This is a genomic window from Pseudomonas marginalis, from assembly GCF_001645105.1.
GTDB classification, from domain to species: domain Bacteria; phylum Pseudomonadota; class Gammaproteobacteria; order Pseudomonadales; family Pseudomonadaceae; genus Aquipseudomonas; species Aquipseudomonas petroselini.
In genome coordinates, this window is record NZ_LKEG01000023.1 from 61,976 (window position 1) to 82,309 (window position 20,334).

17 protein-coding genes and 1 pseudogene are annotated in these 20,334 nt (G+C 60.6%); 9 read left to right on the forward strand and 9 right to left on the reverse strand.

Translation table 11 applies throughout. The features are described from left to right. Positions 1–17 precede the first annotated feature (17 nt). Both AO064_RS03770 and AO064_RS03775 read right to left on the reverse strand, forming a co-directional pair. A complete protein-coding gene (locus AO064_RS03770; RefSeq protein WP_064052437.1) occupies positions 18–1,175 on the reverse strand; it encodes a PQQ-dependent sugar dehydrogenase in 1,158 nt (385 codons plus the stop codon). 12 nt (positions 1,176–1,187) lie between these two features. Continuing rightward, positions 1,188–1,502: a hypothetical protein gene (locus tag AO064_RS03775; RefSeq protein ID WP_046034227.1), complete on the reverse strand. Its 315-nt coding sequence runs from the start codon at positions 1,500–1,502 to the stop codon at positions 1,188–1,190. A 183-nt stretch (positions 1,503–1,685) separates the two neighbouring features. On the opposite strand from AO064_RS03775, the gene ku reads away from it, so the two are divergent. Both ku and ligD read left to right on the forward strand, forming a co-directional pair. Next, on the forward strand, positions 1,686–2,519 hold the full coding sequence (gene ku, locus AO064_RS03780) for a non-homologous end joining protein Ku (protein ID WP_064052438.1): 834 nt from the start codon (positions 1,686–1,688) through the stop codon (positions 2,517–2,519). 3 nt (positions 2,520–2,522) lie between these two features. Beyond that, positions 2,523–5,027, forward strand: coding sequence for a DNA ligase D (ligD, locus tag AO064_RS03785; RefSeq protein WP_064052439.1), 2,505 nt, complete (start codon positions 2,523–2,525; stop codon positions 5,025–5,027). Positions 5,028–5,046: 19 nt separating this feature from the next. Here ligD and lpxO read toward each other — a convergent pair whose 3' ends face one another. Beyond that, entirely contained in the window at positions 5,047–5,946 is a 900-nt protein-coding gene (lpxO, locus tag AO064_RS03790; protein WP_064052440.1) for a lipid A hydroxylase LpxO, read from the reverse strand. 249 nt (positions 5,947–6,195) lie between these two features. Continuing rightward, positions 6,196–7,512, reverse strand: coding sequence for a Wzz/FepE/Etk N-terminal domain-containing protein (locus AO064_RS03795; protein ID WP_064052441.1), 1,317 nt, complete (start codon positions 7,510–7,512; stop codon positions 6,196–6,198). 361 nt (positions 7,513–7,873) lie between these two features. Here AO064_RS03795 and AO064_RS03800 point away from each other — a divergent pair, with 361 nt between their 5' ends. Next, positions 7,874–8,260, forward strand: a complete 387-nt coding sequence (locus tag AO064_RS03800) for a TIGR03067 domain-containing protein (protein ID WP_046034231.1) — start codon at positions 7,874–7,876, stop codon at positions 8,258–8,260. A gap of 147 nt (positions 8,261–8,407) precedes the next feature. Here AO064_RS03800 and AO064_RS03805 read toward each other — a convergent pair. Then, positions 8,408–9,219 (reverse strand): annotated as a pseudogene (locus tag AO064_RS03805) (class I SAM-dependent methyltransferase). A 155-nt stretch (positions 9,220–9,374) separates the two neighbouring features. Here AO064_RS03805 and AO064_RS03810 point away from each other — a divergent pair. From AO064_RS03810 to AO064_RS03820, 3 genes are all read left to right on the forward strand, one after another. Then, positions 9,375–10,613, forward strand: coding sequence for an MFS transporter (locus AO064_RS03810; RefSeq protein ID WP_012724087.1), 1,239 nt, complete (start codon positions 9,375–9,377; stop codon positions 10,611–10,613). Between the two features lie 142 nt (positions 10,614–10,755). Continuing rightward, positions 10,756–12,342, forward strand: coding sequence for an ABC-F family ATPase (locus AO064_RS03815; RefSeq protein WP_080567188.1), 1,587 nt, complete (start codon positions 10,756–10,758; stop codon positions 12,340–12,342). A gap of 277 nt (positions 12,343–12,619) precedes the next feature. Further along, positions 12,620–13,795: an MFS transporter gene (locus AO064_RS03820; RefSeq protein ID WP_043205287.1), complete on the forward strand. Its 1,176-nt coding sequence runs from the start codon at positions 12,620–12,622 to the stop codon at positions 13,793–13,795. Here AO064_RS03820 and AO064_RS03825 read toward each other — a convergent pair. Together AO064_RS03825 and AO064_RS03830 are read right to left on the reverse strand one after the other, a co-directional pair. Then, positions 13,789–14,826: an alpha/beta hydrolase family protein gene (locus tag AO064_RS03825; protein ID WP_064052442.1), complete on the reverse strand. Its 1,038-nt coding sequence runs from the start codon at positions 14,824–14,826 to the stop codon at positions 13,789–13,791. The genes AO064_RS03820 and AO064_RS03825 overlap by 7 nt on opposite strands. A 207-nt stretch (positions 14,827–15,033) precedes the next feature. Further along, positions 15,034–15,645, reverse strand: a complete 612-nt coding sequence (locus tag AO064_RS03830) for an FMN-dependent NADH-azoreductase (protein WP_012723996.1) — start codon at positions 15,643–15,645, stop codon at positions 15,034–15,036. 125 nt (positions 15,646–15,770) lie between these two features. Here AO064_RS03830 and AO064_RS03835 point away from each other — a divergent pair, with 125 nt between their 5' ends. Next, positions 15,771–16,679 (forward strand): LysR substrate-binding domain-containing protein, encoded by a 909-nt coding sequence (locus AO064_RS03835; RefSeq protein WP_064052443.1) that lies wholly within the window; start codon positions 15,771–15,773, stop codon positions 16,677–16,679. Continuing rightward, on the forward strand, positions 16,676–17,032 hold the full coding sequence (locus tag AO064_RS03840; RefSeq protein WP_012723994.1) for an MmcQ/YjbR family DNA-binding protein: 357 nt from the start codon (positions 16,676–16,678) through the stop codon (positions 17,030–17,032). Before AO064_RS03835 ends, AO064_RS03840 begins: the two co-directional genes overlap by 4 nt. Here the strand turns inward: AO064_RS03840 and AO064_RS03845 are convergent. Together AO064_RS03845 and AO064_RS03850 are read right to left on the reverse strand one after the other, a co-directional pair. Next, positions 17,021–17,404 carry a DUF1294 domain-containing protein gene (locus AO064_RS03845; RefSeq protein WP_012723993.1) on the reverse strand — a complete coding sequence of 128 codons (384 nt, stop codon included), beginning with the start codon at positions 17,402–17,404 and terminating at the stop codon, positions 17,021–17,023. The genes AO064_RS03840 and AO064_RS03845 overlap by 12 nt on opposite strands. Then, positions 17,401–18,231, reverse strand: a complete 831-nt coding sequence (locus AO064_RS03850) for an undecaprenyl-diphosphate phosphatase (protein WP_012723992.1) — start codon at positions 18,229–18,231, stop codon at positions 17,401–17,403. Before AO064_RS03850 ends, AO064_RS03845 begins: the two co-directional genes overlap by 4 nt. Before the next feature lie 219 nt (positions 18,232–18,450). Here AO064_RS03850 and AO064_RS03855 point away from each other — a divergent pair, with 219 nt between their 5' ends. After that, a complete protein-coding gene (locus AO064_RS03855) occupies positions 18,451–20,085 on the forward strand; it encodes a methyl-accepting chemotaxis protein (protein ID WP_064052444.1) in 1,635 nt (544 codons plus the stop codon). Positions 20,086–20,334: the final 249 nt, after the last annotated feature.

Genomic DNA, 20,334 nt, shown 5'->3' on the forward strand with positions numbered 1-20,334 from the left:
CGTGCGGCTACGGCACTTCAGTCCTGATTCAGCCCTACCCGATACAGAACCCCATCATCCTCATCCGTCAGCACATACAAGAACCCATCCGGTCCCTGCCGCACATCGCGGATCCGCGCCTTCAAGCCTCCCAACAAGCGCTCTTCGTGAATCACCTTGTCGCCATCAAACTGCAACCGGATCAACTCCTGGTCGACCAGCGCACCGATAAACACGTTGTGCTGCCAAGGCTTGAAGCGATCCGCATCATAAAACGCCATACCGCTGATACCCGGTGATTTTTCCCAGACGTGATGCGGCGGCACTGTGCCTTCCAGCGTCTTGCCCTTGGCTTCGGGAATCGGTGTCAGGGAATAATTGATGCCGTGGGTTGCCAGCGGCCAACCGTAGTTCTTGCCCCGCTCGATGATGTTGATCTCATCACCGCCACGCGGGCCGTGTTCGTTTTCCCAGATCGTGCCACTCCAGGGGTTCAACGCCAGCCCCTGAGGGTTGCGCTGGCCGTAGGACCAGATCTCCGGGCGCACGCCTTCTTGATCGACAAAGGGGTTGTCGTCCGGCACGCGGCCGTCCGGATAGATGCGCACGACCTTGCCTTGCAATTTGTCCAGGTCCTGGGCGGTCGGGCGATCGTTGTTTTCCCCCAGCGTCACGAACAGGTAGCCATCACGGTCAAAGGCCAGGCGTGAACCGAAGTGATTGCCGGTGGACAGCTTCGGCTCCTGGCGCAGGATGACGGTGAAGTCGGTCAAGCCACTGAGATCAGCCGCCAGGCGACCACGGCCCACCGCAGTGCCGGCCGCACCGCCCTTGCCGCCGCCTTCGGCGTAGGACAGGTAGACCATGCGGTCCTGCTTGAAGTCGGGCGACAGCACCACGTCCAACAGGCCGCCCTGCCCTTTGGCCCATACTTCAGGCACGCCTTTCAGCGGCGCGGAGAGCTTGCCGTCCGGGCTGACAAAACGCAGGTGGCCAGGACGTTCGGTAACCAGGAAGCCTTGCTTGTCCGGCAGAAATGCCACTGCCCACGGGTGATCGAGGCCTTTGGCGATGGGGGTGGCGGTAATGCTGCCTTGTTCGCTGGGAAACTGCTGGGCGTCGGCGGCGAAAGCCGTGGTCAACGGCAGCAACGTGGTTGCACAAAAGGCGGCTATAAGGGTTTTGCGTAGAAACATAAGGCTGAATCCTTACCGGCGATTGCCGTTGGCATCATAGGTGGGGGCTTTGGTTTCGGTGGTCGGACGGCTGGGGGCGGCATCGCGTTGCGGGTAACGATTGCCGATACCGCCGTTCTCCAGGGTCGGCGTGCGCGTGGTCGGCCCGGTCTGGATACCGCGAATGGCCGGCGCATTGGGCTGAGTGCCCTGCATACTATTGGGGTTGGCCCGGTGGATCGGGCCGTTGTTGGCGTTGTTGTTGCCGGGCAGGTTTTGCGCATGCGCCAAAGGCGCAAGGGCCAAGCCCACCAGCAGCGCTGCAACGTGACGCATACCGCTATTCATGACGAAACCTCTCAGGGCGAGGATTACCTGCTTTCGATAACACGCTACGCCTAGGGTTCGGCTTTCGACACTAAATAGTTTCTCATCAGGTGTAACACGATCTGTCCGCGCATCTGTCGGTGGAAACTTTTCGTACAGCGTCCGAGTCACCAGAACACAGCCTCTACTTAAGGAATCGCACCTATGCCACGGGCAATCTGGAAAGGCGCCATCAGCTTTGGCCTGGTGCATATCCCGGTCTCGCTGGTCTCGGCCACGTCATCACAGGGCGTGGACTTTGACTGGCTCGACAAGCGCAGCATGGACCCGGTGGGCTACAAGCGCATCAACAAGACCACCGGTAAAGAGGTGACGAAGGAGAACATCGTCAAAGGCGTTGCGTTCGAAAAAGGCCGCTATGTGGTGCTCAGCGAAGAGGAAATCCGCTCGGCCCACCCCAAGTCGACCCAGACCATCGAAATCATCGCGTTTGTCGCCAGTGACCAGATCCCGTTGCAGAACATCGACACCCCCTACTTCCTCGCGCCGGATAAACGGGGCGGCAAGGTCTACGCGCTGCTAAGGGAAACCCTTAAAAAAACCGGCAAAGTTGCGCTGGCCAATGTGGTGCTGCACACCAAGCAGCACCTGGCGGCCTTGATGCCACTGGAATCGGCGCTGGTGCTGGTGATGCTGCGCTGGCCCGCCGAAGTCCGCAGCCTGGACGACCTGGAACTGGGCAGCGACGTGACCAAACCCAGCCTAGCCAAGGGCGAACTGGACATGGCCAAGCGCTTGGTAGAAGACATGAGCGCCGACTGGCAGCCGGATGACTACCGTGACAGTTTCCAGGAAAAAATCATGGCGCTGGTGGCCAAGAAGGCCAAGGCCGGCAAGATCGAAGACGTGGAAACCAGCAAGGACAGCGAAGCGCGCAAGTCCGCCGACGTGATCGACCTGACGGAACTGCTCAAGCGCAGCCTGGCCGGCAAGCCCGCCAAGAAGCCGGCGGCGAAGAAATCCACCAAGGCCTCATGACCCATGCCAAAGCCCCTCAGCGAGTACAACCGTAAGCGCGACTTCGGCGTTACCGGCGAACCGGCAGGCCGTGCACCTGCCGGCAAACGCAACGCGTCGGCGCTGTCTTTTGTGATCCAGAAACATGACGCGCGCAACCTGCACTATGACTTTCGCCTGGAACTCGACGGCGTGCTGCTCAGTTGGGCGGTGCCCAAGGGCCCGAGCCTGGACCCGAGCCAAAAGCGCCTGGCCGTCCACGTGGAAGATCACCCCCTCAGCTATGGCAGCTTCGAAGGCAGTATTCCCGCCGGCCAATACGGCGCCGGCGACGTCATTGTGTGGGATCGCGGCATCTGGCAGCCCCATGATGACCCGCGTAAGGCCTACGCCGCCGGCAAGCTCACATTCACCCTGGTCGGCGAAAAACTCTCCGGCGACTGGGCGCTGGTGCGCACCCGCCTGAAGGGCAGCGGCGACAAGGAACAATGGCTGTTGATCAAGGAAAAGGACGCGCAGGCACGCCCGGCAGACGACTACGACATCGTTCAGGCTCAACCGGACAGCGTGGTCAGCGACGCCTCGGCAGGTAAATCCAAGGTTAAATTCAACGTTAAATCCAACGCCAAGCCCAGCACCAAAGCCACGCGACAACAAGCAGCGGCAACCGCCCTCCCCGAACAATTCAACCCACAATTGGCCACGCTGGTCGACCGCGCCCCCGAAGGCAACTGGCAGTACGAAATCAAGTTCGACGGTTACCGCATGCTCACGCGCATTCGCGACGGCGAGGTGCGCCTGTTCACCCGCAACGGCCATGACTGGACCGAACGCCTGCCGCGCCAGGTCAAGGCCCTGCAGGCCCTCAAGCTCAAGGACAGCTGGCTCGACGGCGAGGTGGTCAGCCTGAACGGCGACGGCCTGCCAGACTTCCAGGCGCTGCAAAACGCCTTCGATATCGGCCGCAGCCTGGACATTGTCTACTACCTGTTCGATGCGCCGTTCCTCAACGGCCAGGATCAACGCCAGGCGCCTGTCGAGGCACGCCGCGCCGCGCTCAAGGACACGCTGGCCGCAAGCAGAAGCAAGTTGCTGCGGTTCTCCGAAGCCTTCACCGCCCACCCTCGCGACATCTTCGAAAGTGCCTGTGACCTCGCCCTGGAAGGCGTGATCGGTAAGCGCCTGGGCAGCCCCTATGTGTCGAGTCGCAGTGCCGATTGGATCAAGCTTAAATGCCGCCTGCGCCAGGAGTTCGTGATCGTCGGCTACACCCGGCCACAGGGTTCACGCAGTGGTTTCGGCGCGTTGTTGCTGGCGGTGAATGACGATGCCGGGCTGGTGTATGCCGGGCGTGTGGGCACAGGCTTTGATCACGCGGCACTGAAAGCGATTTACGCGCAACTCAAGCCCCTGGAATGCAAGGCATCGCCGCTGGAAAAGCCGCTGAGCAGCGCCCAGGCCCGTGGCGTGCATTGGGTGGAGCCGACGTTGGTTGGCGAGGTGCAATTCGCCGAATGGACCCGGGAAGGTGTGGTCCGCCAGGCGGCATTCGTGGGGCTGCGCAGCGACAAACCGGCCGCCGAGATCATTCACGAGCAACCACGAACGGCCAACGCCATGAAACCCGCGAAAAAAACCAGCGCTGCGGTAACTATCACCCACCCCGACCGGGTGATCGACCCGCAAAGCGGCACCCGGAAGCAGCAACTGGCGCAGTTCTACGACAGCATCAGCCAGTGGATCCTGCCCTTCCTGCGCCACCGCCCTGTTTCATTGCTGCGAGCGCCTGAAGGCATCGAAGGCGAGCCATTCTTCCAGAAACATTCGGAGCGCCTGGCCATTCCCAACATCAAGCACCTGGATCAGGCACTCGACCCAGGGCATGCGCGCCTGATGGAAATCGACAGCGCCCGCGCGTTGATCGGTGCCGTGCAAATGGGCGCCGTGGAATTTCACACCTGGGGCGCCACCTCAGACAAGATCGAAACCCCCGACCTGTTTGTGCTCGATCTCGACCCGGACCCGGCGCTGCCCTGGAAAGCCATGCTGGAAGCGGCGCAACTGACCCTGTCGGTGCTGGATGAACTGGGGCTGCAAGCGTTCGTCAAGACCAGCGGAGGCAAGGGACTGCACCTGGTCGTGCCCCTGGCGCGCCGCGACGGTTGGGACACCGTTAAGGCGTTCGCCAAGGCCATCGCCCAGTTCATGACCGAGCAACTGCCCGAGCGTTTTACCGCGACGTCAGGGCCCAAAAACCGCGTCGGCAAGATCTTTATCGACTACCTGCGCAACGCGCGGGGCGCCAGCACCGTGGCGGCCTACTCCGTGCGGGCACGCCCAGGCCTGCCGGTGTCGGTGCCGATCAGCCGTGAGGAGTTGAAGGGTTTACGCAGTGCGCAGCAATGGACTGTCGCCAATGTGCAGCAGCGGTTGAACGGTTTGAAGGCTGATCCCTGGGCCGGGTATACCAACCGACAGAAGCTCAGCCAGAAGATGTGGGACAAATTGGGCGCCCGTCCACCGGTGTGAATGGCGCCCAACGTGACGATCAGATCAGTAGGAAGATCGCTGCCAAACCAGCGAAAATCGCCCACTTTTCCAGGTAATAACGGGTACGGTTGCGCTTTTTCAGCGCTTTACCACGCAGACGGATCTTGTACAGCCGCGTGAATGCGCGGTTGAGCCCACCGGTCTTGTCACCCTCATCATTGGGCGAACCCGCAGCGGCCATGACGGTACGGCTGAACCAGCGATTGAAAGCCGCCGCCCAGCGGTACTTCATCGGACGCTCAATGTCGCAGAACAGGATGATGCGGTTCTGCTGTGTGGTGTTTTCCGCGTAGTGGATATAAGTCTCGTCGAACATCACCGGCTCGCCATCACGCCAGGAGTAGCTTTCGCCATCCACGTTGATGTAGCAACCTGGGTCATTCGGCGTATCCAGGCCCAGGTGATAGCGATACGAGCCGGCATACGGATCACGGTGGCGTACCAATTTTGAGCCCGGCGGCAGCTCGGCAAACATCGCGGCCTTGATCGAGCCGATGCTCTGGACCAACGCCGTGGTGCGCGGGCACAGCTTCATCGCCGACGGATGACTGTCGCCATACCATTTCAGGTAAAAGCGTTTCCAACCCGACTTGAAGAACGAATTGAAGCCAACGTCGTTGTATTGGTCCGAACGCTTGATTTCCCCGGCACGCATCAGGTTCTGGCCTTCCTGGCGGATTTCTTCCCAGTGTTCCTGGAGCGGGCTCAGGTCGGGAAAATCGCTGGGCGGCAGGTAGGGCCGGCTGGGCAGCTTGGAGAAGAGATAGAGAAAACAGTTGATCGGGGCGAGAAAGGTCGAATGATCACTGAGCTGGCGGCCCAGCTTGTGTCGCACCCGGCCACGCAGGTGGACATACGCAATCGAGGCAACGTAAAGAACAACAATGATGAGCTTCAAGGGATTTCGTCACACGTCAGAAGAGAACAGGCTGCTCCTGCGTGCCCACGACGGCCGAGGATGGATAGCAGCACCTGAAATCACAATTCACACAATCGGCACCACCGTCTGAGAGATCGATGCGTTGCCATTGGCAGTTATTTAGCCACAGTTTGTAACCAAAAGTTAACTAAGAATTGTGAAAAGCTGTCTTCTGAATGTGTTGAGCGGGCTTGCTCAGGGGCACGCCCGCGGTGCGGTTAATCCATCTTATCGAGGGGGTAAACGACGCTCATTGATCACCGAAAATGGCCCGTTCTCCCGGCGCACTTGTGCGAAATGCCGAATCAACGCCACCAAAACACCCAGCATCAGCCCTGCCATCAGGCTCAATGCAATAATCAGGGCTTTTTTCGGTTTGACCGGCCCCAGCGGTTCCTGTGCCTGGCGGTCCACCGTCACCAACTTCAGCGCGCTCATATCGATACTGAGGCCGCGCAGCCGGGCCTCCTCCGCCCACAGTGGCTCCACACCTTGCAGGAATATGTCCTCATCCTTACGGCTGTTGAGCACCTCCACTTCGCGATTGACATCAAGCATGCGCAACTCCTTGCTGATTTCGGCAACCCGATTGTTGGTGAAGTCATCATTGGAACGTTGCGCCAACGCTGTGCGCTCGGCCTCCAGCGCCTCGGTGCCCATGAAGTACAGCGGGATTTTCTGGTTGGTGACTTCGGTGCGCATCACCTGGCCGGCCCCCCGAACCGCGCTGGCTCCCATGGCGGAAGGCGTGGTGGGGCTGTTGATGCCGATGGACTTGGCGATGGAAATAGCCTCGGCCAATTCTGCCAGGCGGCTGACGCGTTGCATTTTCATCTGCAAGCGCAGCGCGGAGAGTTCATCCTTCAATTGAGCGCGCTTGACCTTATCCGCCTCCAGCAACCTGGCGATTTTTGACGCTTTGCCCGTTTCGTAGTTGGCGCGTGCCGCGTCGATCTTGCCTTTGAGCTCGTTCAGGCGGTTGTTCACGATCACCTTGAGGTCCGCGCCCACTTGCTCGCGTTGCTGCATGATCGCATAGGCTACTAACCCGTTTAGAATCGCCACCCCATCAATCCCATTGGGGTACTGCATTTCCAAGCGGAGGTAATTGTTGAGTGCGTCGGGCTTCTTGGGATCTGCGCCCACCAAGTTGATAGCGTTCTGATTGAACGCTTCAAAGCTCTGTTCCAGGCTTCGCCCAGGTTGTTGAAAGGCCTCGAACAAAGGCAGGTTGGCCCTGAAGAAGCCCAGCCGCGTTTCGTAGGAATCCAGCTGTGCACCGACTTTGGCCAGCGCATCGGCCGGCGGTAACTTGTAGACTTCGGAGCGGTTGAGTGCATCCAGCTCATTGATTGCCGCAGGCCGTAACACACTGCTGACTTGGTAAACCCTCGGCGCAAGGAACGCGTAGCCTACTCCCAGAAGGCCCGCCAGAATCGTGCAACCGATGATCAGTTTTTTTTGCTTCCAGATCGCGTGAAACAGTTCAAACAGATCGATTTCATCCGTAGGCAAATATTGATGCAGCTGGGGAGTGTTGTTCAAATGTCTTACACCCTGGTGAGTTGAAATTCAGCGCCTGACAACAGACCTGATCAACAACTGAATAAACAGGGGGCAACGTCCGGCCACACGACACGCATGGCCCTCTGCGGTAACGGAGCCACCCAACTCACTGAAACGTCAGCCTAAGCAGCAAGCGGTTTCATTTCAGTGACACGGGTGTCATTAGTGACCGACACCCAGAGCATTGACGCTCCGTTACAAGACGTTACCCGGAGGGCAGGCAAAGTACGCCAATTGCCTGTGTTCATAACGAAAAATTGCATAAGAAAATAAAAAACAGGACCCTTCCTACGCTTGACTACGCATCAGGCCTTCACCCCCTCAGCAAAAAGGAATTTGTATGTCATCCATTTCCGACCCAGACCTTCAAGCCCTCCAAGGTGCCTGGGAGCAAACCTCACTCGAAGACAGTGGCGTGCTTAATCCCGTCGACGCGCACAGCGCCCCCGGCGCAATCACCACGATTAGCGGCGACCGCTTCGAAGTGAAAACCGTCAGTGGCGAGGTATTGCTGGCTGGCCGGTTTTTCCTGGACAGCAGCACCGTTCCCAAGGGCATTACCTGGGTCGACTCCATAGGGGATGACGCCGGCAAACACTTGCCTGCCAGTTATCGCCTCGAAGGGGATGAGTTTGTGTTCATTGCAGCCGATGAAAGTATGCCCAGGCCAATCGTATTCAGTACTGGCCCAGGTCAAACCATGCGCACGTTCGTGCGGCGCTCCTGAACGACGCCTTACGATCCTGTGACAGTATTTTCACAGGGCCTTCACTTTCGGGTCTATAGGGTGAAGCCTACCTACTCCAGTGAATCTCCAGTGAATCCCTTAGCCCGCGTCTTTTCGCGGGCTTTTTTTTGCCTGTGGAATGACGCCTCAATCGGCACGCTTGATGGCCGTCAAGGTAAAGCACATCGGCAATTGCGCAGGCTGGTCTTCGTACTGGTCGTAAAGCTCTTCACGGTTGGAATGGGCATATTCCTCCAAGTGGCTGATCTGCAAGCCCGCGCAGATCGCGGCGTTTACCAGGTCGCCCAAGGTATGCACATACCAATAAGAGGTGGGCCCGGCAATCTCGCCCTGGCCTTCATAAACAATTGACTCCTGCAGCAGAAAGGCTCGCGCTGGAAGTAGGAGCTGGCCGGCAGGAATGGGTTTTGCGCGCGAGGATCGAACACCTCCAGGAACGGATGGGTTTCGTACATCACCAGCGTGCCGCCGGGTTTCAGGGTGCTGGCAACGTGGTGCATGAACAGCGCCACGTCCGGCATCCAGCCCAGCACACCGATGGTCACCAAGGCGATATCGAAACGCTCGTGCAACACGTGCGGCAGCTGATGGATATCACTTTCCACGAACTCAGGGTTATGCGGCGAGACACTCGCCAGCTCACGGGCCTGCTGCAGAAACGCGGGCGATTGGTCCACGCCCACCACCGAGCGCGCGCCAAGGCTGAACAACGAGAGGCTCTCGCGACCATTGTTACAACACAGTTGCACCACGTCTTTACCGGCCACGCCTACGTCTTGCAGCACGCCGCTGATGGTAGGGTCCAGGCATGAAAAATCAGGCTTGCCGACACCGCTGAGCAGCGCGTTCCAAGTGTCGGTGGTTTTGTGCAGGCTGGCAGATTGGTCCCAGGCGTCCTTGTTGCAGGCGACCGCCTGTTGAGGTGAGGGCATGTCCATTGCGTCTCCAGATAATCCATTGAGTGGGGCTCTGAAAATAAGCCAAGTGCCTGCGGATTAAAACCCCGAGAAACGGGCGAAACTTAACGCGACGCCTGTAGGTCATTTACGCTGTGAGTGTTCAACCCCTGAACGCCGCCTCAGAAGTTCTCGCCGTGGCCAAACATTCCGACCTGCGTAATACACTGTCCCTGGACAGCCTGAACTTCTTCCTGGCGGATGTGCGCGACGGACTCGGTCCCTACCTCGCCATCTACTTGCTGGCCGTGCACAAATGGGACCCGGCCAGTATCGGCGTGGTCATGACCCTGGCGGGTATCGCCGCGCTGCTCACCCAGGGGCCGGCAGGTGCATTGATCGACCGTACCCGCAGCAAGCGCGCGGTCATTGCGCTGGCCGCCATCGTGGTCACCGCCAGTTGCCTGCTGCTGCCCTTTGTCAGTTCTTTCAGCCTGGTCGCCCTTACCCAGGCCGCCAGCGCCGTTGCCGCGTCCGTGTTTGCCCCAGCGATCAGCGCGATCTCCCTGGGCATCACCGGCCCCCGCGCGTTCACCCGCCGCACAGGGCGCAATGAAACCTTCAACCACGCCGGCAATGCCGTGGCCGCGTTGTTGGCCGGCGGCCTGGCCTACCTGTTCGGGCCGGTGGTGGTGTTCTACCTGATGGCCTTTATGGCGGTGGCCAGTATCGTCGCGATCAGTTGCGTGTCGGCCGAGGCGATCGACCACGACGTCGCCCGAGGCTTCGACCCGGCGCATCACACCGATCATGAGCAACCGTCCGGCATGAAGGTATTACTGGCGAACCGCCCGCTGTTGTTGTTCGCCATCTGCTGCGCGCTGTTCCACTTGGCCAATGCGGCGATGCTGCCGCTGGTCAGCCAAAAGCTGGCGCAGATCAACCTGCACATGGCCACCCCGCTGACGTCGGCCTGCATCGTCGCCGCGCAACTCGTGATGGTGCCGATGGCCTGGCTGGTCGGGTTGAAGGCCGACATCTGGGGACGCAAGCCGTTGCTGATGGCCGGTTTCATGATCCTGCCGTTGCGCGGCGTGCTCTACACCCTGTCCAGCGACCCTTACTGGCTGGTGGCCGTGCAAATGCTCGACGGCATCGGCGCAGGCATCTTCGGCGCGTTGTTCCCGGTGATCGTCAAGGACCTGACCCAAGGCACCGGCCGCTTCAACGTCAGCCTGGGCGCCCTCTCCACCGTCTTTGGCCTGGGCGCGGCGCTGAGCAGCAGCCTGGCAGGTTTTGTGGTGCAAGAGGCCGGCTACAACGCGGCATTCCTGACCCTGGCCGGCGTGGCGGCGCTGGCCTTGGCGCTGTTATGGCTGGCGATGCCGGAGACGTTGGAGAAACCTTCCTTCGCTCGACATACAACTGTCGCCTGACATATGCGACAATGCGCGCCAAATTCCAACACACATCCCAAATTTTCTGCTCAGCGACCGGGTTTCGCGCCTTGATGTCGCTGTTGACGCATGCCTGAAGGCTCCTGCAGTCACGCTCGCAACCCATTGATAGGTAAAGTAATTGATCTCCACAGCTAACATCACCATGCAGTTCGGCGCCAAGCCGCTCTTTGAGAACGTCTCGGTCAAGTTCGGCGCCGGCAACCGTTATGGTTTGATCGGTGCCAACGGTTGCGGCAAGTCGACCTTCATGAAAATCCTCGGCGGCGACCTGGATCCGTCCGGCGGCCAGGTCATGCTGGAGCCGAATGTACGCCTGGGTAAACTGCGCCAGGACCAGTTCGCCTACGAAGAATTCACCGTGCTCGACACCGTGATCATGGGCCACGAAGAGCTGTGGAAGGTCAAGGCCGAGCGCGACCGTATCTACTCGCTGCCGGAAATGAGCGAAGACGACGGCATGGCCGTGGCCGAGCTGGAAACCGAGTTCGCCGAGATGGACGGCTACACCGCCGAATCGCGTGCCGGTGAGCTGCTGCTGGGCCTGGGTATTCCCCTGGAACAGCACTTTGGCCCGATGAGCGAAGTGTCCCCAGGCTGGAAGCTGCGTGTGCTGCTGGCCCAGGCATTGTTCTCCGATCCTGAAGTGCTGTTGCTCGACGAACCGACCAACCACTTGGACATCAACACCATCCGCTGGCTGGAAAACATCCTGACCCAGCGCTCCAGCCTGATGATCATCATCTCTCACGACCGTCACTTCCTGAACAGCGTGTGCACCCACATGGCTGACCTGGACTACGGCGAGCTGCGCCTGTTCCCGGGCAACTACGACGAGTACATGACCGTGGCGACCCAGTCCCGCGAGCAATTGCTGTCGGACAACGCCAAGAAGAAGGCGCAGATCTCCGAACTGCAATCCTTCGTCAGCCGCTTCTCGGCCAACGCCTCGAAAGCCAAGCAGGCCACCTCCCGCGCCAAGGCGATCGACAAGATCCAACTGGCCGAGGTCAAGCCTTCGAGCCGCGTGAGCCCGTTCATCCGTTTCGAACAGACCAAAAAGCTGCACCGCCAGGCGGTCATCGTCGAGCGCATGGCCAAAGGCTTCGATGGCAAGCCGCTGTTCAAGGACTTCAGCTTCCAGGTTGAAGCGGGCGAGCGCGTGGCGATCATCGGCCCGAACGGCATTGGCAAGACCACCCTGCTGCGCACCCTGGTCAACGAACTGACGCCGGACGCCGGTAGCATCAAGTGGACCGAAGCCGCTGAACTGGGCTACTACGCACAGGACCACGCCCACGACTTCGAAGACGACATGAGCCTGTTCGACTGGATGGGCCAGTGGACCCAAGGCGAACAAGTGATCCGTGGCACCCTGGGCCGCATGCTGTTCTCCAACGACGAGATCCTCAAGTCGGTCAAGGTGATCTCCGGTGGTGAGCAAGGTCGCATGCTGTTCGGCAAGCTGATCCTGCAAAAGCCGAACGTGCTGATCATGGACGAACCGACCAACCACTTGGACATGGAATCCATCGAAGCACTGAACCTGGCGCTGGAAAACTACCCAGGCACGCTGATCTTCGTCAGCCACGACCGCGAGTTCGTATCGTCCCTGGCCACCCGCATCATCGAGTTGAGCGCCGATGGCGTGATCGACTTCAGCGGCACCTACGATGACTACCTGCGCAGCCAAGGCGTGGTGTTCTAAAACACCCCTTGTAGTGAGCGCGCTTGCTGTGGTGAGCGGGCTTGCCCCGCGCTGGGCTGCGAAGCGGCCCTAAAAAGAACACCGCGCTCTGTCAGACAGAACGCGGTGTTTTCTATTGGGGCCGCTTCGCAGCCCAGCGCGGGGCAAGCCCGCTCACCACAGCAAGCCCGCTCACCACAACAACACACCTGTTCATCAGGCAAAGTAGTTAGCCTGCTTTCTTTTCCCCCTGGCCCTTGCCATCATGCCCTCACCGCCCGCCCGCGAATGAGTGCCCATGCCTGCCGCCGCTCCCAGTTCAATGTCGATCACCCTGAAGATCGTCTCCATCGTCTTCTACACCTTCATCGCCTTTATCTGCATCGGCCTGCCGATTGCGGTGATCCCAGGCTATGTGCACGAACAACTGGGCTTCAGCGCCGTGGTGGCCGGTGTCACGATCGGCTCGCAATACCTGGCCACCCTGCTCAGCCGCCCCATGGCCGGGCGCATGTCCGACACCGTCGGCACCAAACGTGCGATCGTGTTGGGGTTGGCGGGGATCCTCGTGAGTGGCGTGCTGACGTTTTTCGCGACGCTGGTGGACAGCCTGCCGTCATTGAGCCTGGGCATTCTGATCGTCGCGCGGCTGTTGCTGGGCGTAGCCCAAGGGCTGATCGGCGTGGGCACCATCAGTTGGTGCATGGGCGCCGTCGGTGCCGAACACACGGCGCGCTCGATTTCGTGGAACGGCATTGCCTCCTACGGTGCCATCGCCATCGGTGCGCCGCTGGGCGTGGTGATGGTGGCCGAGTATGGCTACAACAGCCTCGGCATTGCGCTGTCGGTGTTGTCCGCATTGGGCCTGGTGCTGATCCGCAACAAACCCTCGGTGCCGGTAGTGCGCGGTGAGCGACTGCCGTTCTGGGCAGTATTCGGGCGTATCGCACCGTTTGGCGCCAGCCTGTGCCTGGCATCTATCGGCTACGGCACCCTCACCACCTTTATTACCCTGTATTACCTCAATCGCGGCTGGGCCGGCGCAGCGTACTGCCTGACCGTGTTCGGCGTGTGCTTTATCCTGTCACGGCTGGTGTTTATCTCGGCCATCAGCCGCTTTGGTGGCTTCCGTGCCGCGATTGCCTGCATGACCATCGAGACCTTGGGCCTGACGCTGCTCTGGCTCGCACCGTCCACCGGGGTGGCATTGATGGGGGCCGGGCTGACCGGCTTTGGCTTGTCACTGGTGTACCCGGCGCTGGGTGTGGAAGCCATCAAGCAGGTGCCCAACAGCAGCCGTGGCGCGGGACTGAGTGCGTATGCGGTGTTCTTTGATTTGGCCCTGGCGATTGCCGGGCCATTGATGGGCGCCGTGGCGCTGAACCTCGGCTATGGCTGGATCTTCTTCTGCGCGGCACTGCTGTCGGTGACCGCACTGGGTCTGACGCTACTGCTCAAGCGCCGCGCTTACTGATCAGCCGTCTGCAAACCGGCGCGGGTGGATTGGCCGAGGGTGTGGCTGAAAAAACGCCCTGCCTCGGAAATCAGGTCGCGGTGAATGCCCTCGCGGTCGACGCCATCGGCATCGGTGCAAATCGCCGGCATTGCGGCCAACTGATCGCTGTCGCACGGTGCCATGAACACGAAATGCCCGGCCCCGGCCAGCAGTTTGAAGTCCGGCGGTTCCGGCAGTTTGCGCGCCAGGGCCGCCGCGTTCTTGTCCACGGCCACCAGCTTGTCGCCGTCGCCGCTGTAGAGCAGCACCGGCACATGCACATCCGCCAGGGTGTGGCGACCAAACATCAGGCTCAGCGGTGCCATCAGCATCAAGGCATGAATACGCGGGTCGGACTGCGGTTGCAGGTCGTCACGGTCCACCACCAGTTCACCCTTGGTGGTGCAGGCGTCGCGGTCTTCCGGGCGCTCCTGGCAATAACGGCGCAACCGGTCGAAGTCCGGCTTGGCACCGGCCAGGATCAACGCGGTCTCGCCCCCAGCGGAATAACCGATAACCCCCACTTGGTCGATGTTGACGAACGGCGAGAGCATCGGGTCGCCCAAGGTCGCGGTGATCGCTTCGGAAATCTGGATCGGCCGGCCATACAGGTTACTCACCGTGCCCAGGCGGCTGTGGTCCTTGTAGTTGTCGCCGGGGTGCAACACCGCCAACACCACGAAGCCTTTGCGCGCCAATGAGGTGGCCAGGTCATGCAGGGCCAGCGGCGTGCCGGTGTTGCCGTGGGACAACATCAACATCGGGAAACGGCCGATGGCAATTTTGGAGTCTTCGGTGGCGGCGACGTGGTACGCACCCAATTGTGTGGTGTGCTCAAGCCCGGTGGACGGGTAAAAGGCCACGGCCTTCATCGGCTGCAAGTCCAGCGGATCAAGAAACGTCATGCGATGGAAACCCACACTCCAATGCGGGTGCGGTGCCGGCGCAGCGTGCACTGAAATCAGGCCGCCGAGCAGGGAAAGAACCATAACAGCACAAAGACGCATCATGGGGATGTCCACCTTTGCTGCGTGAGAACCGACATATCGAAGAAACGTCCAGGTTGTTAAACCCATGCTTGCACAACCTGGGCCAAAGTAATGACAGCGGGTAAACGAAAAAACTCCGTACTCCGGTCGTTTTCAGGCGAGCAGAATACAGAGTTTAGGCGCCCGGCTTCAGATTGAAACCGAGGAAGGGCGAAATTTACACAAGCCTTACGCGGCGGCGAACAATTGTTCGTTGATCAGTACGTTGGCGTCGCTCAGGGCTTTGCTGCGCACTTCGTCACCGTAGGCCAGGCCTTCGGCACGCACGATCTCGATATCGGTGATGCCCAGGAAGCCAAACAGCAGTTTCAGGTAGCCTTCATGGGCGGCACCCGTGGCTTGCCCGGCATGCATGCCACCGGACGTGGACACGATGATGACTTTCTTGTTGCCGCACAGGCCTTCCGGACCGGCTTCGCTGTAGCGGAACGTCTGGCCGGCGACGGCGATGCGGTCGATCCAGGCTTTCAACTGGGTTGGAATAGTGAAGTTGTACATCGGCGCACCCACCACCACCGCATCGGCGGCGAGGAACTCGGCCAGCGACGATGCGCTCAGCTCGGCCTCATGCTTTTGCGCGGCATCACGCAGCTCGGCAGCGGTGCCCAGCGCGCCCAAGGTCGCGCCGGAGAAGTGGTTGATGCCTTCGCTGGCCAAGTCACGGTAGGTCACTTCCACACCCGGCTCCGCAGCTTGCCAGGCCTTGACCACGCCGGCGCTGAGCTGACGGGACGCCGAGTTGTCGCCGAGGATGCTGGAATCGATATGCAACAGTTTCATGGTGGATCTCCGAGGTGGGATCGACAGTGGCGATCAGATGGTGGTGATCCTACGCATCAAACGAATAGTCGATAAGTCAGCTCAAATGCGATAGTTTGTCCCACTGACAGGACAATAGGCTGACCATGCAAGACCTCAACGACCTCTACTATTTCGCCAAAGTCGTGGAAGCCGGCGGCTTCGCGGCGGCCGGGCGCCTGCTGGGGATTCCCAAGTCCCGGTTGTCGCGACGCATCGCCGAGCTGGAAGAACGCCTCGGCGCGCGCCTGCTGCAACGCACCACCCGCCAATTGACGCTTACCGCCGTCGGCGAGCGTTACCTGCGGCATTGCCAGGCGATGCTGCTGGAAGCGGAAATGGCCGATGAGGCCGTCGCCAGCATGTCCAGTGAGCCCCGTGGGCGGCTGCGGGTGAGCTGTCCGGTGGGCATGGCCCAGCACATCCTGCCGGAACTGGTCGCGGGTTTTCTCGCAGCCCACCCTCAGGTGCAATTGGAGATGACCCTGGTCAACCGCCGCGTCGACCTGGTGGCCGAGGGCATCGATGTGGCCCTGCGTGTGCGCGAGCTCGGTGATGAAGACCCCTTGCTGGTCACCAAGCGCCTGCGTCAGGCGCAGACCGTGCTGGTGGCCAGCCCCGCGTTGATGCTCGGTCGTCAGGTGGCCAGCCTTGAGGACCTCAAGCAATTGCCGATCCTCGGGGCGCTGGAGGCGGATCGCCTGGTGCATCAGCGCATTATCGACCCGCAGGGCCATGCCCACGAGCTGGCGATGGAGGCCCGGCTGGGTATCGACGACTTCATCGTGCGCAAAACCAGCGCCATCATGGGCCTGGGCTTCACCATACTGCCGATGATGTACTGTGAAGCCGAACTGGCCAGCGGCCAGTTGGTACAACTGCTGCCGGAATGGTCGTTGCCGGGCGGCTGGCTGCAAGCGGTGTACCCGCATCGCCGTGGCGTGTTGCCGGCCATCCGCGCCTGGATCGATTACCTGGAAGAAGGTTTCAAAGGCTGTGGAGACCGCCTGCTATGAAGATGACCGAAGCCCAAGTCGCGACCTTCTGCCTGAGCCTGCCCGGCGCGCGGGAGGACTACAAATGGGGCGGCGTGCGGGTATTCTCGATTGCCGGCAACAAGATGTTCGCCCTGCAAAACCTGCGCGGTGACTCGCTGGCGTTCAAGGTCGACAAGGAATTGTTCCTCGGCCATGTGGACCGCCCAGGCATCCACCCGGCGCCGTACCTGGCACGTGCGCAGTGGATCATCATGAACACGCCCTACCCGCTGGGCGCCGAGGAGCTGCGTGGCTTGTTGCAGCGCTCCCACCAGTTGGTGGTGAGCAAACTGCCCAAGCGCACGCAGATCGGGTTGTTGCTAGAGGATTGAAACCAGGGTACCGCCGAGGAACATCTGGTCCAGCCAAAACACCTGGTGCAGCAACACGATCACCCAGAACAGCACTTGGTAGGACACCTTGCGCGTCTTGTGCCGGAACACCTGCTGCGCAATCAACGCGCCCGGCCAACCGCCTGCCAGCTCGACGGCGTGCAGGATATTTTCCGGCGTGCGCCAGCTGTCGGTGCGCGCCTTGCGCTTGTCGCTCCAGTACAGGAAGAACGCGATCACGCTGACCACGCCATAGGCCACCAGCGGGATCAGCGTCTCGCCACGCTGCCACACCAATACCGAACCCAACAACGGCGCCGCGCACAGCAGCACAAAGATCGCCGCCTTCAGGCGTGGGTGCTGGATCATCATGCCTTGGCCGCGGTCCAGTCTATCCAGCCGAACTGCCAGGTCGCCAGGATCAGCAAACCGAACGCAATGCGGTACCAGGCAAACGCGGCATAGCTGTGACTGGCAATGAACTTGAGCAGGCCCTTGACCGCGATCATCGCGAAGATAAACGAGGTCACGAAGCCGATGACGAACACCGGCAGGTCCGCCGGCTGGAACAGGTCACGGTACTTGTAGCCCGAATACACTGCCGCGCCGACCATGGTTGGCATGGCCAGGAAGAACGAAAACTCGGTGGCGGTCTTGCGTGACAGCCCGAACAACAGGCCGCCGATAATGGTCGAGCCCGAACGCGAGGTGCCAGGGATCATCGCCAGGCACTGCGCCAGGCCGACTTTGAGCGCGTCTTTCCAGGTGATGTCATCGACGGTCTCGGCATGCACTTCATGTTCACGACGCTCGGCCCACAACATGACGATGCCGCCCAGCACCAGGGCCGTGGCCACGGTGATCGGGTTGAACAGGTAGTGGTGAATCACGTCAGCGAAAATCACCCCCAACACCACCGCCGGCATAAAGGCGATCAGCAGGTTGACGGTAAACCGCTGGGCCTTGCGCTGGGTCGGCAGGCCGCTGACCACTTCGAAAATCTTGCCCCGGAACTCCCACACCACGGCCAGGATGGCGCCCAGCTGAATGATGATATTGAACGCGTTGAAACGGTCGCCGGTAAAGTCGAGCAAGTCGGCGACGATGATCTGGTGGCCGGTGCTGGAAATCGGCAGGAACTCGGTAAGCCCCTCCACAACGCCAAGAATCACTGCCTGAATGGCGGTCCAAAAATCCATACTTCCCCCAAAGGTCTTGCTCTACGGCAAGCCTTGTTAATCTTTTTAATGGTTCACTGACGACAAGACACAGCGCTGAGTTTCAACCCCACGCTGCAAAAATCCTGTGAAAAATCAGACAGTACTCAGGTTTTTCGATTACAGGCCGAAAGCCTATCAGACAAGGCGTAAAAGTCGATGTGGCGCCCACAATTATAAAAAGCCCGGAGTGACAGGACGATGAACAGTTTGCGCAATATGTCGATCAGCCGACGGCTCTGGCTGATCCTGATAGTCGCCGTGCTGATGCTGATGGCCCTGGGTTTGCTGATGCTCAAGCAGATCCATGACGACCTCTACCAGGCCAAGCGCCTGCAGACCCAACACGTGGTCCAGACCGCCAGCGGTATCCTGACGTTTTATCACAGCTTAGAAACCACCGGCGTGATGACCCGCGAAGCCGCCCAGAAACAAGCCATGAACGCGGTGCGCGGCTTGCGCTACGACCATGACGACTATTTCTGGATCAACGACCTCACGCCCGTGATGATCATGCATCCGGCCAACCCCAAGCTCGACGGCCAGAACCTGTCGGCGATCCGCGACCCCGACGGGTTTGCCGTGTTCAATGAATTCGTGATCCTGGCCAAGGCCAAGGGCGCGGGCATCGTCAACTATCGCTGGCCGAAGCCGGGTGCCGAAGCGCCCGTGGCCAAGACCTCGTATATCCAACTGTTCGAGCCGTGGGGCTGGATCATCGGTTCCGGGGTCTACGTGGATGATGTACAGGCCGAGTTCAGCGGCCAGGTCTGGAAAACCTCGTTTATCGGCTTGGGCATCGCGGTGGTCATGGCATTGCTGGTCTCGCTGATCGCCCGCAGCATTGTGCGGCCGCTGCAGGACGCCGTGAATGCCATGGGCAACATCGCCAGCGGCGAAAGCGACCTCACCCGCAGCCTCGATACCCATGGCCAGGACGAAGTCACCCAACTGTCCCAACACTTCAACAGCTTTACCGCCAAGCTGCGCCAGGTGGTGAGCCAGTTGCAGGCGTGCGCCAACGCATTGGGCCAGTCCTCGCAGGAGCTGGGCGCCAACGCCACCCAGGCCCATGACCGCAGCCAGCAACAGTCCCAGCAGATGGAACTGGTGGCCACGGCCATCAACGAAGTCACCTACGGCGTGCAGGACGTGGCCAAGAACGCCGAACACGCCGCCAGCGAAATGCGCGATGCCCAGGCCCAGGCGCAGCAAGGCCAGGTCAACATCGACGGCAGCCTGCAGCAGATCGACCAGCTCTCGGGCACCATCAGCCAGGCGGTGGAAGTGATTCGCACCCTGTCCGCCGAAAGTACCCAGATCGGCAGCGTGCTTGAGGTCATCCGCTCCATCGCAGACCAGACCAACCTGCTGGCCCTTAACGCGGCGATTGAAGCGGCACGCGCGGGCGAACAAGGCCGTGGCTTTGCCGTGGTGGCCGATGAAGTGCGCCTGCTGGCCCAGCGCACGCAAAAGTCCACCGCCGAGATCCAGGGCATGATCGAGCGCCTGCAAGGCCACTCGGAAGCGGCGGTTAAGGTGATCAGCGACAGTCACAGCGCCTCGCAACTGACCATCGAACAGGCCGGCCAGGCCGGCGCCAGCCTGACCGCCATCGGGCAAGCCCTGAATAACCTCAACGGCCTGAATGCGTCGATTGCCAGCGCCACCCTGCAACAGGCCCATGTGGTGGAAGATATCAACCAGAACGTCACCCAGGCCGCCGGTTTGTCCCACAGCACGGCGCTGGCGGCGGAACAGTCGAGCGTGGCGAGTGCGCAATTGCGCGGGTTGAGCGAACAACTCGACGGCCTGCTGCGCCAATTCAAAGTGTAGTTTTGTGGTGGGCGGGCTTGTTGTGGTGAGCAGTCCTATTGTGGTTAGCGGGCCTATTGTGATGAGCAGGCTTGTTGTGGTGAGCGGGCTTGCCCCGCGCTGGGCTGCGTAGCAGCCCCAATAAATACGCCGCGTATTGCCTGACAGTATGCGGCGATTGGTTTTAGGGCTGCTGCGCAGCCCAGCGCGGGGCAAGCCCGCTCACTACAACAGCCAATTCCTAGACCCACCTTCTTTGGTTACAATCCC